Here is a 15,870-nt window from a genome sequence, read left to right as displayed (position 1 = left end):
CAGAAAACACATGTAAAGGAATGGAAATAAGCGCGACAGGTCTAATAAACCGGCGGTTTTGTCTTGACTTAGCGGATACTCTTCGATAAGATAAAGTGTGGAATTAATGTCTAGGAGGTGACCTATGCTCACGGTATATAAGCACGCAGAAGGAGAATTATTCTCGGATACAACAGTTGCGGATGCGACAAAAGGTTCATGGATCAATCTGGTGAATCCTGACCCCGATGAGCTGGCTCTCGTCAATATTATGACGGAAATTCCAACGGACGTATTAAAGACGGCGTTAGATATGGAAGAACGTTCGCACGTGGAAATTGAAGAAAACTATTTGTTTGTCGTTATCAATATTCCGGCCTTGCGCGGCACCGATAGCTACGACACGGTACCGCTGGGGATTTTCTTGACGCCGGACTTCTTTATTACGGTTTGTTTGGAAGAATCGGATGTGCTCTATCCGTTTTTGAATAATCAGATAGCCACGTTCTACACCTATAAGAAGACGCGCTTCCTGTTTCAGATTATGTATCGTACGGCTACGTTGTTCCTGCGTTACTTGCAACAAATCAATCGCCGCACCGATGATATTGAAATACAGCTTCGCCACACGACGAAGAACAAGGACTTTTTCCAGCTTTTGGAATTACAGAAATCCATGACGTACTTTACGTCTGCGTTAAAAACGAACGGTACCGTAATGGAACGCATTTTACGTATTCGCCGTCATGACGATGTGCGTCATGTCCTCAAGATGTATGAAGAGGACGAGGATTTGTTGGAAGATGTTATTATCGAAAATAAGCAGGCTATCGAAATGGTTGAAATGTATTCTAACATTTTGATGAACATGATGAATGCATTCAGTTCGATTATTTCCAACAATTTGAACATGGTCATGAAGCTTCTTGCGGCAGTGACGATTATCTTGGCAGTACCTACGGCGATCTTTAGCTTGTGGGGGGTCAACGTGCCGGTGCCGTTTACGGAATACGGACTGGACGGATTCCTTGATGTGTTGGGCATTGCCGGCGTGGCTACCTTGGTGGTAGGCGTGTTGCTTTGGAAGAATGATTTCTTATAAATAATAAAAAGGCAGTTATAGTTGTTTGCGGGACCGGTCTTGCGAAGGCCCGCTTCACAACTATAACTGCCTTTTTGTTTTATATGATGGGGGCCAGTCTGGCGAAGGCTCGCTGCAAAGCTATGATGGCTTCTTTTTTTATATCTAATTATATTGCAGGAAACTGGCTATTTTATATGAATGGGGACTGAGATATCTATCGATTACATTTTGATGGAGAAAAATATATTCTAACATATGTGACTGATTAGTTAGTGTAAAAATCTTTATAGAGATTAGTGTATAAAGAAGGGCAACTCTTGATACAATGGGTTTCCTACCTTGCATTATAAATTTGAATGCCGGTCGTATCCATTAGATTTTCGCGTTGAGCAATGTACTATAAGAAGAAAGCCGGTTATACCTAGTAATGCATGTAGCGATACGCAAGAGAGACGCACACCGATACGCACGGTGATACGCAAGAGAGACGCACAGCGATACGCAAACCGATACGCACGCCGATACCATTCTTAAACTAAACCAAACTAAACTAAACAGTAGGAAAGAAAACCATCAAAGAAAGGATGCGATGGTTGTTACCGGAGAAAAAGGAATTAGTGTTTGCCGGTACTCTTTTTTCAGAAGATAATCCGGGGGTGTCTGATCGGTACGAAGATGCATCGGGTCGTTCTGTTGATGATGTTGTAGAGGTATTAAAAGAGGCGGGCCTTTATAAAGCGGAGGTACACACGGATGAGTAGTTACCGTGACAGTACGCATCTATAAGAAAAACGTCTTTTGCAGAGGCCATGCGCCCTATCGTATCTCGGAGAAAGGTCATGTCGCCTTCGAATAAAATAGTAGAAAGTATGATGTTTTATTTTTCTTATGCTTGGTTATACGTTAAATCGTTTTAAATCTCGTAAATTACACGATTCGTTAAAATTTTTAGATGGAACTTTATCAATCTATTAGGTATCCTAAAAAGAAGTATACAGCGTACAAGCCATGTTTGAGGATTGCCCTTGGTGAGGGAGAGTGTGAGGCGTTCAAAAATGGCTGATAGCCGTGATGCGCACAAGGCTTTTTGAGAAAAAAATACTATGCACGACGGGCGAATGATGTTAGAATAAGTCGTCAACAAAATACGGTGCCACATCCACGCACATCCCGCAAGGACTGGCATCGAGAGCGGTTTTGAAGAAGTTAACTTGTAGCATAGAACAACTACAAAGAAAGGGGATTGATACATGAAAACCACCGCTAAGAAAATGTCTGTATTCCAGTTGACCACGCTTGTTGCTGCTAACATGATGGGGGCCGGAATTATTATGTTACCTACTAAACTTGCCGAGGTAGGAACCATCTCTGTTTTGTCCTGGCTGATTACAGCCGTAGGCTCGTTAATTTTAGCTCATATCTTTGCGCAGTGCGGTACATTTACTACAAAGCGCGGCGGCATGGGCGGCTATTCTGAGTATATGTTTGGCAGAACCGGACATTTTATGGCTAATTACGCATATGCCATTTCTCTTGTTATCGCTAATGTAGCGATTGCGATTTCCGCTGTCGGATATGCGGCAGTGTTGTTTGATTTAACGTTGTCACCGTTACAGGTAAGCTTGGCCACGATTACATTATTGTGGTTGGCAGCGGTGCTCAATTTCGGCGGTAATGCCAAAACAGGTCGTATTTCCAATATTACCGTATGGGGAGCTATCCTGCCGGTGCTGTTCATCAGCGTAGCCGGTTGGTATTGGTTCGATCCGACGATGTACAAGTCGGTGTGGAATCCGGGTCAGCTTCCGTTCTTTGATGCGGTAAGCGAAGCCATCGCTCTTACCCTTTGGGCATTCCTTGGCTTTGAATCGGCGGCAGCCAATATGGATGCCGTAGAAAATCCTAAGAGAAATGTGCCGATTGCTACCTTCTTTGGTACATTGGCCGTAGCGGTTATTTATGTATTGTCTACAAATATTATGGCAGGTATCGTGCCGAATGCAGACCTGCTCAACTCCACGGCTCCGTTTGGGTTAGCCTTTGCGCACATGTTTAACGAAACGGTAGGTCGTATCGTGATGGCCATGATGGTTATCTCTTGCTGTGGCGCCATTCTTTGCTGGCAGTTTACCTTGGCACGCGTATTTAAAAGCTCTGCCGATGTGGGGCTGTTCCCGAAAATTTTCGCTAAGGTAAATAAAGCGGATGCACCGGTGAAGGGATTGTTCATCATTTTAGCCGTGCAGTCGTTGATGGCGTTGATGACGACAGATGCATCGCTGAATCGCCAGTTTGAAAATTTGGTAAATCTTGCGGTAGTAACGAATGTGTTCCCGTACATTTTGTGCTGCTTGGCCGTGCATGTAATGCTTAAAAAGGAAGGGGCCGGCATGGCAAATCGCGTGAGCATTATGGTTCTCAGTGTGTTTGCGTTGGCATATTCCGCGTACGCTATCTACGCATGCGGTGAAGGCCCGATTATTGGCGGCGCCATAGCCATTGTGATTGGTTATATTATTTACCAGTTGGCGTTTAACGTAGTGCCGAGAGCCGTTCGTGCTAAACAGCGCCCGACGCTATAATTGAATAAAAGGTAGTGAGGTTCTCTCCATTTTGTTTGAAGCCCGGTCTTACGAAGGGCATTCTGCACAGAATGGAGAGAACCTTTTCCTTTAGCCGGCAATTATAGCAAGGGTGCGTATAGCAAACAGCTCCGAGTGAGGATACGAAGGACGTTCTACGCGGAACATACAGAGCTTCTTTTTTTGAATGATAGCGAAGGCTTGTTTAGGAAACAGCTCCGAGTGAAGAAGGGCATTCTGCACAGAACGGAGAGAACCTTTTTCTTTATCCGGCAATTATAGCAAGGGTGCGTATAGCAAACAGCTCCGAGTGAGGATGCGAAGGACGTTCTACGCGGAACATACAGAGCTTCTTTATTTTACAAATGATAGCGAGGGCTTCTTTAGTAAATGGTTGTCATATATATGCTTATTAGCTATAATAATCATAGAGAAAGGGTATAGGTGATGGCTATGAAATTTATGACTACGGTAAAAGAGCTTCGCAATGTGACGCCAACACAGTTGTTGGCAATGAATTTATGCCTTGATGGGATGAACGGGTTAGTGCGTTGGTCACGGCGAGAAAAAAGTCGCACGCGTAAGTTGTTCGTAACGCTCAGCGTATTGCAGCTTGTCATATCTGTAGCGTTGCTGTGGCTAGGTCGTAAGAAATAGGATGGTTCTATGAATCGGTTGGGCGGATTGATTGTGGCAGCTAGCAATCACGAGGTGAACGGCAGTGTGTCGCCGCTGCTGGAAATCGGATCCATTTCGCTGATTAAGCGCATGGTATTGACCTTTCAAAAGGCCGGCGTTACGGATGTAGTGATTGTAACGGGGTACGAGTCCTTTGCCATTGAGCAGGAGCTGTGGGATTACGGCGTTATTTTTTTGAAGAATCATGAATACCTGTCTTCGGATAAGCTGGCTTCGGTAACGTTGGGGCTTCGTTACTTGGAGGATAAGTGTGACCGCGTGTTCTTTGCTTCCGTGGCGTCGCCGTTGTTCAAGGCAGTTACATTGCAGCGACTGGCCGAGGCGAACGGTGCGGCGGTGGTACCGATGAAAGACGGACGAAAGGGACATCCGATTTTATTCGATCGTAAGGGAATGGTGTTTCTGAAAGCTTTCACCGGTGATGGCGGTGTGCGTGCCGCACTGGAATCCATGCCCGATGTGGTGACGGTGCCTATGGAGGACACAGGGATTTTGCGCCCTTCCGTTCCGCTGGAACGCATGGCGGTGCCGTCGGAGGAAGCCGTTAATGAAGCATTGATTCATCCGTTCCTGCGAATTACGCTGGAAAAGGAGAAGGCTTTTTTTACTTCTCGCGCCATGCTGCTGTTAGTGCTGATTGACGAAACGCATTCGGTGAAGAGCGCGTGCGATCATATGGCACTTTCTAAAGGCAAAGCATGGGCCATGATCAACGAGCTCGAGGCGGGCCTGGGCTATGCCGTGGTGGAACGACGCCATGGCGGTAAGCACGGCGGTAATACGGAGTTACTTCCGGCAGGCAAGGAATTTCTTGCTAAGTATCGTCGTTTCGAACAGGCTGTGCGGCGGTATGCAACGGAATCTTTTTTTACTATTTTTTCGGAGTTTAATGAAGAGTAGTCGTACAATAGTAAATATAGTTGGGTATGTAGGCGCCTGTCGGTTCAAGTTCTCCCGAAAAAGAATTTGACGGCAGGCGCACTTCTTTTATAATAAAAGTAGAAATATATGTTTAAAAATTATTTTACACATCTAATAGAGGTATAGTTATACGCATGGGAGGCTAGGCTATGGCAACGATTAGTGAATCCGTAAGAAAACGCGACCACTTGGCAAAGCTCAGTGGGACGGCGCTGTACGTAGGTGATTATCGGGATGATGATATCTTGGTAGGCAAGATGCTGCGTTCGTCAAAGGCAAAGGCGCGCGTTATCGAAGTGAAGGTACCGACGTTACCGGATGGGTATTATTACGTGGATGTCAAGGATGTGCCGGGGGATAATAATGTAAATATCATCAAGGATGACACGCCGGTGTTTGCGCGGGAAACGGTAGAGTACATCGGGGAACCGATCGGTATGTTCTGCGGTCCCGATAAGCTGGTGGTGGAACAGCTACTAAGGGATACGGAAGTCGTTTACGAAGAGTTGGAACCGGTGCTGGACATCGATACGTCCGACGTATTTTTCTTTGAATACGAATATAAGAAGGGGGACATTGCCAAGGCATTTGCTGAAGCGGATCGCGTTATCGAAGAAACCTTTGAAACGGGGTATCAGGAACAGGTGTATTTGGAAACGCAGGCGATGATGGCCGAAGTATTGCCGAATGGCAAGGTGTATATTCACGGTTCCATGCAGTGCCCGTACTATATTAAAAATGCGGCGACCCGCGCGTTGGGCTTGCCACCGGAAAAGGTGCGCATTGCGCAGGATGTAACCGGCGGCGGCTTTGGCGGCAAGGAAGCATGGCCATCGATTTTGAGTTGCCAGGTAGCCGTAGCAGCGGTGGCAACGGGTAAAAAAATTCGCTGCGTATTCGATCGTCGCGAGGATATTGAATATACGTCCAAGCGTCATCCGTCGAAGGATCGCTACCGCGTAGCCATTAAGGATGGTCGGGTGACGGCGATGGATATTGATATTACTTATAACGGCGGTGCCTATACTACATTGTCTGCCGTTGTATTGCAACGCGGTATGATTTGTGCCAACGGCGTTTACAACGTGCCGAATTTATTGGTGAAGGGTCGCGTGGCTAAGACGAACACCGTGCCGAACGGAGCGTTCCGCGGATTTGGTGCACCGCAGACATTCTTTACGGCGGAAATGATGATGACTCATGTGGCGAAGGCACTGGGCGAAGATCCGCTGGCATTTAAAGAACGTCATATGGTAGTGCAAGGTGACAGCACGTCCACCGGTGGGAAGTTCCATTTCAATGTGCCGTTGCCGGCAATGATTGCCAAGGTGGACAGCATGTGCGATTACCGCAAGAAGAAAGCTGCCTACAGTAAGCCGCAAACCGGTCGGTATCGTCGCGGCATCGGTATGTCCCTCTTCTTCCATGGGGCGGGCTTTACCGGTTCGGCGGAACGCGATTTGATCAAGGCCGTAGTGAAATTGAAAAAGACAGCCGACGGCAATGTTCATATTTTGGCATCCAATACGGATATGGGCCAAGGGCTTCGGACGACCTTCCCGAAGATTGCTGCTCATGAATTGGGATTGCCGTTGGAACGCATTTATTATGAATATCCGGATACGGACGAAGTACCGGATTCCGGACCGACCGTAGCGTCCCGCAGCTTGATGAACGTAGGCGAACTGATTCGCCGCGCTGCGGTTAAGCTGAAAGAGCAGTGGGTAGACGGTGAAGAACAGCTCATTGAAGAGCATTATGTTCAGCCGGACTTCCTCATTCCTTTCAGTCTTGATACCTTCAGCGGCGATGCATATCCTACCTATTCTTGGGGCGTAGTGGCCATGGAAATCGAAGCGGATACGGTAAGCGGTACTACGAAAGTGTTAGGGGCTTACGGTTCTTACGATGTGGGTACGCCGATGGATTACAACATTGTATTGGGTCAGATGGAAGGCGGTACCTTGCAGAGTATCGGTTACGCTTCCATGGAACAGATGAATTACGATAACAAGGGGCGCATCCGCAATAATGCGTTCTCCGATTATATTATTCCTACGGCGATGGATGTGCCGAAGATGGATATCGACTTGTACGTGGCGGAAAGCTATCCCTTCGGTCCGTACGGTGCCAAGGGGGCCGGCGAGTTACCTTGCGTGGGCGCACCGGCAGCCTACATTGAAGCCATGGAACAGGCGCTGGGGGATGATGCGATGATTCAGCATATTCCGTTCTCGGCGGAAGATGCGTTGAAGGCTATGCGAGGAGGGCAGTTATAATGGATACGAAGATACATTTCACATTAAACGGCAAGCCGGTTACGTATGACGGCAATGCATCGAATCGCTTGCTTGACGTGTTGCGCGATTATTATAAATTGACGGGCACCAAGTGCGGTTGCAAAGAAGGCGAATGCGGAGCCTGCTCCATCATTATGGATGGGGAATTGATCAACTCCTGTATGGTAGCCATGGGCCGCTGCGAAGGTGCGGACATTATGACCATTGAAGGCTTTAGCGAAACGGAACGGTTCAAGGTTATCGACAAAGCCTATGGTGCGGTATCGGCCGTGCAGTGCGGTTATTGCATTCCGGGCATGGTTATGGCAACGGAAGCATTATTGCGCAAGCATCCGCATCCGACGGAAGAAGAAATTCGGGACGGCTTATCCGGTAATTTGTGTCGATGCACCGGTTATAATGCTATTGTGCGTGCCGTCGGTATTGCAGCGAAGGAGGGGAACGGATTATGGTAAACGGATATATGGCGACTTCGCTGCGGGAAGCGCTGGAAATTAGAGCGGCCCATGATGTAGTTCCTTACGGCGGCGGCACGGACTTGATGATTGCGGCGGATACATCGCTGACGTATTTATATGTGAATCGCATTCCGGAAATGAAACAGATTGCGGTGGATGATGCGTACGTTCGCATCGGCGCTTCCTGTACGTTTACGGAAGTGTTGGCTTCGCCGTTAGTACCGCCGCTGATGAAAGCGGCCGTTGAACAAATCGGTGCGCCGGCCATTCGCAACGGTGGCACCATGGGTGGTAATATCGGTAACGGTTCCGCCAAAGCAGATTCGGTGCTCATCGAATTTGTCTTGGGTGCAAAGCTGCGTTTGGCATCAGTGCGAGGGGAACGCATCGTTCCTATCGAAGAGTTTTACAAAGGGCGCAAACAGCTTGATCTTGCGAAGGATGAATTGATCGTAGAAATACTGTTGCCGAAGGATGCCGAGTATGAATGGTATTACGAAAAAGTCGGTGCTCGCCGGGCGTTGGCTATTTCGCGCATTTCCTTTGCCGGTATTCTTCGCTATGACGGTGATGTAGTTACCAATTTTGCTACGGCCTTTGGTGCCGTAGCGGGGACGGTATTGCGTTTCCCGGATGTAGAAGCTATGGTAATCGGTAAGACGAAAGCGGAAGTCAAAGCTATGCATGATGCTATTGTAGCGGCGTACGGCGATCATATTGTACCTACTGCCGGTCGCGTGTCGAAGGAATACCGCAAGGATGTATGTCTTAATTTGGTAGAGGATTTCTTGACGAGCAAAGGGTTATAGAGCATAGCGTTACGGCGGTGTGCAATCATCGTCGTTGCCCGGTGACAAGTGTATCGCAATTGGCTGTGGCGTTGTAGTGAGATGTATTTGTGTATGTGGAGTGGAAAAATTAAATAGTAGTGAAAATAGCCGATTTTCGGAGTTCTCTCTGTAAAGTCGGCTATTTTTCGTGAATGGATACATGATAAATGAGCATAGCAATTTTTGAAAATGTATATCTGCAACGGACGTGTTGTGCTATAATGAACGTATCAGATGGGTATGTAGGTATGACCTGAGAGAGCATACAGCGGGGTTGTTGTGAGAAAAGAAGTAGTGAGGTAACAGCATATGAGTAGTGTATTTGATATTATCGGGCCGATTATGATCGGGCCTTCCAGTTCGCATACGGCCGGTGCGGCACGGCTGGGAAAAATGGCGCGTTGTATTTTTGATGAACCGGTAGAGCGCGTGACGATGACGCTATATGGTTCCTTTGCAAAAACGTATAAAGGACACGGTACGGATCGGGCGTTAATAGCAGGCCTTCTCGGTTTCGGCGCGGAAGATGTACGCATCAGACAAGCCTTTAAAGAAGCGGATGAAGCGGGCCTGCAGTACGAGTTTGTAGAATCGGCGGAGCCGTCGGATCATCCTAATGTGGTGCTTTTCGATTTGTACGGTCATTCGGGACGACACATGTCAGTGTTGGGGCGTTCGCTTGGGGGCGGGCGGATTTTGATTACTCGCATTGACGGCCTAGAAGTGGAAATTACCGGTGATGAACATACGATTATGACATTCCACACGGATAAGCCCGGTGTGATTGCGGCGGTGACGACGGCGCTTAGCTTGCAGGCGATTAATATTTCGTCGATGCGCGTGTTCCGCAAGGAAAAGCATTCCCAAGCGGTCATGCTAATCCATACGGATTCGGAAGTAAGCCGTGATGTATTGGATAGCATTAACGCGGTCAGCGGCATTGAATCGGTGATGTATTTCAAACCGCTATGATAGAGAGAGTTTGTACATTTCGTGAGAGGGTATACCTATGAAATATAATTACAACAGCATTGCCGATATTGCGGCATTCAGTGAACGGGACGGGATTCCGTTCTGGCAGGTAGTACTGCGTTCGGAGGTGGAGCTTACCGAAGCCGATGAAGCGGCGGTACTGGGGGAAGCGAAGAAACGCATTGCTATTTTTAATCAATCCGTGGAGGATGGCTTGGCAGATATTCGGACAACGCCCAGCGGTATGTCCGGCGGACAGGCAAAGGCACTGTTTGACGGGCAGCCTCGCTTTTTAAGTCCGTTAGCCTATAAAGCATTGACCTATGCAATTGCGGTTAATGAAGCGAATGCGAAAATGTTTCGCATTGTAGCCTGTCCAACGGCCGGCTCCTGTGGCGTGGTGCCCGGCGTGATGCGGGCGGTGGGCGATACGTATCATCTTGATGAAGAGGCGTATGTGCGCGGCTTTTTTGCCGCTGCCGGCGTAGGCAATGTTATCACCAATGCAGCCTGTGTGGCCGGTGCGGTCGGCGGCTGTCAAGCGGAAGTGGGTTCGGCGGCAGCGATGGCAGCGGCAGCAGCGGTGGCCATGATGGAAGGTACGACGGATGAAGTGGTCGCTGCGATGGCGTTGTGTTTAAAAAATGTATTGGGCTTGGTGTGTGATCCGGTAGCCGGTTTGGTGGAAGTACCTTGCGTTAAGCGCAACGGGATTTATGCGGTTCATGCGTTAACGGCGGCAGAAATGGCCATGGCCGGTTTACGCAGTCAGATTCCGGCGGATGAGGTTATCGGTGCAATGGATCGCATCGGTCGCGCATTGCCCAGTGCGTTGCGCGAAACCAGTGAAGGCGGTTTGGCCGTAACGGAAACGGGCAAACAAATTGCCGAACGGGTTCGCAATTTGTAAAATTATAAAACTGTAAGTCTATACACGTATAAGCCAATACATTGGCAGGGTCATACAGTGTGAATCTATAAATTGTAATTCTATATGTTGTGAGTCTGCGAACTGTAAGTCTATAAATAAGGGACATGGAGTCGCTGCCTGTACGATACGCGGTATCGTAGGGGTGGCGGCCCTTTTTTATTATGTGATTTTTTATCTGAGATGTTTCATCCGATTAAATAACATGCACCGAAAGTAATCGGAATAAACGAAGGCAACCAAAATTTAGCGGTAGCATAATCATAGGTATGTTGGTATAATTTAAGAGTTGACAATGGTAGTAAAAAATGTGTGATACATTGCGATGATGAGGAGGTGCCCTAATGGCTCGGGACCAGTATACAAAAGAGCAAACAGATGCCTTGCGCCGCGGGGCGATGCACATCATAGAAATTTTGCATACCGCAGGCTTTGAAGCGTATGTAGTCGGTGGGGCCGTGCGCGATATTCTCATGCACCGCGTGCCGCATGACTACGATATCGTTACGGCGGCCAAGCCGGATGAAGTGATAGCAATTGTAACGAAGCATGGCTATACGACGCCGGGCGTAGTAGGTAAAAGCTTTGGCGTTGTGGTGGTGACAACGCCGGAAGGCTATAGCTATGAAGTGGCTACCTTTCGCAGTGAACGGTATGGGGCGGACAGTCATCGACCGGAAGAGATAACCTACGCAGATACCTTGGAAGAAGATGTTATGCGTCGTGATTTTACGGTTAACGGTCTTGCCATGGATCGCTATGGCAACATCATCGACTATGTAGGCGGTCGTCGGGATATAAAGAAACAAACCTTGCGTACCATCGGCCGTGCGGAGGAACGCTTTCAAGAAGATGCACTGCGCATGTTCAGGGCCTGCCGCTTTGTGGGACAGCTGGATATGCTGCCGCATCGGGAGATCATCGACGGCATGGCACCAAATTTTGATCGCGTCAAAGGCTTGTCGTTGGAACGGGTACGGCAGGAGCTGGATCGGCTTATGCTTACACCGGCCGTAGCTAAGGGATTGGATGTATTGGTGCAATCCCGCTTGGCGGAATGCTCGTGCCGTGTTAATGATAACGGCCACGTGACGGAAGTAGACATTTTACCGGAATTATATCACTTGGTGGATCTGCCACAGCAGCCGGAGTTCCATGCCTTCGACGGTTGGTATCATACGTTGGCGGCGGTGGCGGCGACAAGACCGGATCCAATAATTCGCTGGGGTGCCTTGCTCCATGATGTGGGCAAAGGGATGCCCGGCGTGCGCGGCTTTCACAAGGGGCGCATTACGGATCGCGGTCATGACATGTTGGGGGCCAAGATGGCAAGGAAGCTGTTGCTGCGCCTCAGATATCCGGCGGATATGGCGGAACGCGTATCTTGGTTGGTGGCCAATCACATGCGCTTTCATTTCTTTGCGCAGCATGAAGAAGCGGATCCGTGGAAATGGATGCGCAAGGAAGCGGTAAGCGGCAAGTTCCGTCGTTCTGCGGATTTAAGGGAAGCCGTACTGCAGCAAACCGAAGTATGCTGTGCCGATGTCATCGCTTGCGGTCATCCGCATGCATCGACGGATGGCACAAAGGCGATGGGGGCATGCTTGGCGGATATTGCCGGTCGCTTGCCCATTCATACCCGGGATTTGGCGTACGGTCCGGAACTACCGAAGTTGTTGGGACCGCATACCGGTGAAGTATTGAAAACCTTGCTTATGCAGGTGAGAAACGGACAGACGGAAAATACGGCGTCGGCCCTATACCATGCGGCACAACGACGTCTTGAACGATTGCAGCAGATGTAGGAGGCATCTCGATGATAGAAGCAAAGGAGCGTAAACGCGTACAAAAGAATATGCGGCGGTTTCTGTTGCTGCTGTTGCTGGCGGCATTCATCGTGGTGTGTCGTCTGCTGTCGTTGCAGGTTATCGACCGCACCGAACTGGAAAGCCGAAATTTTAATCAGGTGAAAACGAACCGTACATTGCAATCGCCGCGAGGCACCATCTTTGATCGCAACGGTCATCCGCTGGCGATGAGTATGGTAACGCGGTCGCTGTATGCGGATCCGAAAATGATTAAAGAGGACCCGGCGACCATTGCCGATGCCATTGCGCCATACGTGCGCATTAAGAAGGAAGAGATTGTCGAACGCTTGCAGGAGGATACGGCGTTTGTATGGCTGGATCGCATGATGGATCCGGATAAATCGCGCGCCGTTGCAGATGTGCTGGATACCCAGAAAATCGAAGGACTGAATTTTGTCGAAGAGAATCGTCGCTTTTATCCAAACGGCAACCTGCTGGCGCAGGTGCTGGGCTTTGTCGGCACCGACGATAAAGGTCTGGACGGGCTTGAAATGGTATTGGACAAGGAAATCAAAGGAGCTCGCACCAAGGAATTGGTGGCTACGGACAGTCGCGGCAATCCGATTTTGGGATCTATCATGTCTAAGTACATTCCCGACAAGGAACGCAGTGTTACCTTGACCATTGATACGACGGTGCAGTTTATTGCGGAACGCGCCTTGGATAAGGCCATGAAGGAAACGAAAGCCAGCGGTGCCAGCATTATTATCATGGACCCTAAGACGGGTGAAATTATTGCTATGGCCAACCGCCCGACGTACGATCCGAACGAATATGAAAAGGGAACGGAAGAGGATTTTAAAAACCGTGCGGTTACCAATATTTACGAACCGGGCTCAACCTTTAAACCGATTATTGCTTCGGCGGCGTTAGCTTCCGGTAAATGGACGACGGAAACGGTCTTTCATGACACAGGACATATCATGGCGTCCGGTCATGTTATGCAAAACTGGAACGGTGAAGGCTACGGCGATGTGCGCTTGCTGGAAATTTTGAAGTTCTCCATCAACACCGGTATGGCGCGTATCGGCTTGACTACGGGACCGGCTATTTTGTTGGATTACATTAAGGCCTTTGGCTTTGGCAAGCAAACGGGCATCGATTTACCCGGTGAAGGCGAAGGACTTCTCTTTACTTTGGAAAGTATGAGTGATATCGATACGGCAGCCATGTCCATCGGTCAAGGGATTGCGGTTACGCCGCTGCAGATGGTACAGGCCTTCGGTGCATTGGCTAACGGCGGACACATGGTGCAGCCGCATATCATTAAATCCATCGATAATCCGGATGGCACCGTATATGAAAAGAAGGAAACCGTTGAGGTCGGTCAGCCTATACCGGAAGGTGTGGCGAAACAGATTGTAGCCATCTTGGAAAAAGAAGTATCTGAAGGGGGCGGCCATAAGGCGTACGTGGAAGGCTATCACTTCGGCGGTAAAACAGGGACGGCAGAAAAACTGGATCCGGAAAACGGCGGCTATTTGAAAGGGCGCTATATTGCCTCCTTCATCGGCTTTGGCCCTGTTGAAGATCCTCGGTTTGTGGCTCTTATCGTTATCGATGATCCGGGCGGTACATTCTACGGCGGTCAGATCGCAGCGCCGGTATTTAAAGATATTATGAGTCAGCTTGTGCGGTACTACCAGATTTCTCCATCCGTATCGAAGGAGAAAAAAGGCAAGGCCCCGGCAAAGGCAGAACGACCGACAGTACAAACTAACGGTGACGGGCAAATTGTGTTGCCGGACTTTACCGGATGGAGTACCGGTGAGGTGCGAGATTGGCTTCATGAAGCGGGACTCTCCTTTGTGCCGGAAGGCACAGGCTATGCGATTTCACAGGAACAGGTAAGCGGTGAAGCGGTAGACCCGGGGTCGGCGGTGCGCGTATACTTTAAACGGTAATACATACAAGGTTGTAAGTTAGAGATAACGGAGGTACGAGCTATGAAAGAATTGCGCGGTAAAGCCGTAGCTGATGCGCACAAGGCGGCGTTGGCAAAAAAGCTGGAAGACTTGGCGGCTAAGCAGGTAGTCATTACATTGGGCATTTTATTGGTTGGTGATGATAAAGCGGCTCACATGTATGCGCATTTTATGGAAAAGACGGCCCGTACTATGGGCTTTGCCGTCGATCGCCGCGATTTACCGGCAACGGCGACGCAGGCGGAAGTGGAAGCGGTGATTCGCGAATGGAATGCAGCGGACACCATATACGGTGTGTTACCGCTTATGCCTATGCCGGCGCATATCGACAGTGAATACATTGTTGATTTGTTATCGCCGGATAAGGACTTGGACGGACTTACGACGCAGAGCATCGGTCGCGTCATCCGCGGTAAGCGAGGCTTTTGGCCATGCACGCCGCGCGCTTGTATGGCCATTCTCGATCACTACGATATTCCGGTAGCTGGTAAGGAGGTTGTCGTTGTAGGGCGAAGCCAGGTGGTAGGCAAGCCGGTGGCGTTGATGCTTCTCGATCGCAATGCGACGGTAACCATTTGTCACTCCCGCACGGCGGATTTGGCAGCGAAACTGAAACAGGCGGATATTGTCATTGCCGCCGTAGGTAAGGCGCATGTCATCGACGGGACGATGATTAAACCGGGAGCAGTTGTTATTGATGTGGGCATTAACGAATTGGATGGTCACACCGTAGGCGATGTGAACTATGCATCGCTGGATGGTATTGCTTCGGCGGCTACGCCGGTACCGGGCGGTGTGGGTTCCGTGACGACAACTATTTTATTGGAAGGTTTATGCGAGGCGTATTATGCACGAAATGTCGATTGCTGAAGGCATTGTCGATATTGCCTTGGATACGATGAAGAAAAATGACGGTACGGTGGTGCACGCCGTCCGTCTGCGCTTGGGCGCCATGTCCGGTGTAGAGCCGGATGCGCTTCTCTTTTGTTTTGAAGCGGTAACGAAGGGAACGGCCGCAGAAGGAGCCGAGCTTGTTATCGAGCATGTTCCGTTAAAGGCAAAGTGCCTTGATTGCTTGACGGAGTTTGTCGTAGAAGGTTATCGATTTATATGTCCGGCGTGTCAAAGTACGACGGTCACTACCGTGACGGGCCGGGAATTGCAGGTGTTATCCATCGATATGGATTGATGGATAACACTTTTTTCTATATGGAAAAGTGGTGGCAATGAAATTGCTCCGTGCCTTTTATAATTTGTTCATGTGTTTACCACGCAGTGATGGTATACTATAATAAAAGACGTAGGATATAAACGCGAATGCGTG

14 protein-coding genes are annotated in these 15,870 nt (G+C 49.1%); all 14 read left to right on the top strand.

Annotation, left to right across the window (positions count from 1 at the left end):
• The first annotated feature begins 124 nt into the window (after positions 1-124).
• The 14 genes from Q5873_RS06930 (at position 125) to hypA (ending at position 15,735) form a co-directional block, all read left to right on the top strand.
• On the top strand, positions 125-1,081 hold the full coding sequence (locus Q5873_RS06930; RefSeq protein ID WP_028254869.1) for a magnesium transporter CorA family protein: 957 nt from the start codon (positions 125-127) through the stop codon (positions 1,079-1,081).
• Positions 1,082-1,656: 575 nt separating this feature from the next.
• Positions 1,657-1,824 (top strand): hypothetical protein, encoded by a 168-nt coding sequence (locus Q5873_RS06925; protein WP_303060057.1) that lies wholly within the window; start codon positions 1,657-1,659, stop codon positions 1,822-1,824.
• 489 nt (positions 1,825-2,313) lie between these two features.
• Positions 2,314-3,645, top strand: coding sequence for a putrescine-ornithine antiporter (gene potE / locus Q5873_RS06920; protein WP_205087668.1), 1,332 nt, complete (start codon positions 2,314-2,316; stop codon positions 3,643-3,645).
• A 453-nt stretch (positions 3,646-4,098) separates the two neighbouring features.
• Complete coding sequence (locus tag Q5873_RS06915) at positions 4,099-4,302, top strand: hypothetical protein (RefSeq protein ID WP_303060056.1); 204 nt, start codon at positions 4,099-4,101, stop codon at positions 4,300-4,302.
• Between the two features lie 9 nt (positions 4,303-4,311).
• Entirely contained in the window at positions 4,312-5,244 is a 933-nt protein-coding gene (locus Q5873_RS06910) for an NTP transferase domain-containing protein (protein ID WP_303060055.1), read from the top strand.
• A 170-nt stretch (positions 5,245-5,414) separates the two neighbouring features.
• Entirely contained in the window at positions 5,415-7,544 is a 2,130-nt protein-coding gene (locus Q5873_RS06905) for a xanthine dehydrogenase family protein molybdopterin-binding subunit (protein ID WP_303060054.1), read from the top strand.
• Entirely contained in the window at positions 7,544-8,020 is a 477-nt protein-coding gene (locus tag Q5873_RS06900) for a (2Fe-2S)-binding protein (protein WP_028254877.1), read from the top strand. The genes Q5873_RS06905 and Q5873_RS06900 overlap by 1 nt, the downstream gene beginning before the upstream one ends.
• Positions 8,014-8,832, top strand: a complete 819-nt coding sequence (locus tag Q5873_RS06895) for an FAD binding domain-containing protein (protein WP_303060051.1) — start codon at positions 8,014-8,016, stop codon at positions 8,830-8,832. The genes Q5873_RS06900 and Q5873_RS06895 overlap by 7 nt, the downstream gene beginning before the upstream one ends.
• Before the next feature lie 330 nt (positions 8,833-9,162).
• The gene (sdaAB, locus tag Q5873_RS06890) at positions 9,163-9,825 is read left to right on the top strand and encodes an L-serine ammonia-lyase, iron-sulfur-dependent subunit beta (RefSeq protein ID WP_028254879.1); all 663 of its coding nucleotides are present in this window, start codon (positions 9,163-9,165) and stop codon (positions 9,823-9,825) included.
• Between the two features lie 37 nt (positions 9,826-9,862).
• Positions 9,863-10,735: an L-serine ammonia-lyase, iron-sulfur-dependent, subunit alpha gene (gene sdaAA / locus Q5873_RS06885; RefSeq protein ID WP_028254880.1), complete on the top strand. Its 873-nt coding sequence runs from the start codon at positions 9,863-9,865 to the stop codon at positions 10,733-10,735.
• A gap of 362 nt (positions 10,736-11,097) precedes the next feature.
• Positions 11,098-12,558, top strand: coding sequence for a CCA tRNA nucleotidyltransferase (locus Q5873_RS06880; protein WP_303060048.1), 1,461 nt, complete (start codon positions 11,098-11,100; stop codon positions 12,556-12,558).
• A gap of 11 nt (positions 12,559-12,569) precedes the next feature.
• Positions 12,570-14,525 (top strand): penicillin-binding protein, encoded by a 1,956-nt coding sequence (locus Q5873_RS06875; protein WP_303060046.1) that lies wholly within the window; start codon positions 12,570-12,572, stop codon positions 14,523-14,525.
• Positions 14,526-14,567: 42 nt separating this feature from the next.
• Positions 14,568-15,416 (top strand): bifunctional 5,10-methylenetetrahydrofolate dehydrogenase/5,10-methenyltetrahydrofolate cyclohydrolase, encoded by an 849-nt coding sequence (locus Q5873_RS06870; protein ID WP_303060044.1) that lies wholly within the window; start codon positions 14,568-14,570, stop codon positions 15,414-15,416.
• Positions 15,394-15,735: a hydrogenase maturation nickel metallochaperone HypA gene (hypA, locus tag Q5873_RS06865; RefSeq protein ID WP_303060042.1), complete on the top strand. Its 342-nt coding sequence runs from the start codon at positions 15,394-15,396 to the stop codon at positions 15,733-15,735. Before Q5873_RS06870 ends, hypA begins: the two co-directional genes overlap by 23 nt.
• Positions 15,736-15,870: the final 135 nt, after the last annotated feature.

Source organism: Veillonella magna, assembly GCF_959600285.1.
GTDB classification, from domain to species: domain Bacteria; phylum Bacillota; class Negativicutes; order Veillonellales; family Veillonellaceae; genus Veillonella_A; species Veillonella_A magna.
This window is presented reverse-complemented; position numbering and strand designations above follow the sequence as displayed.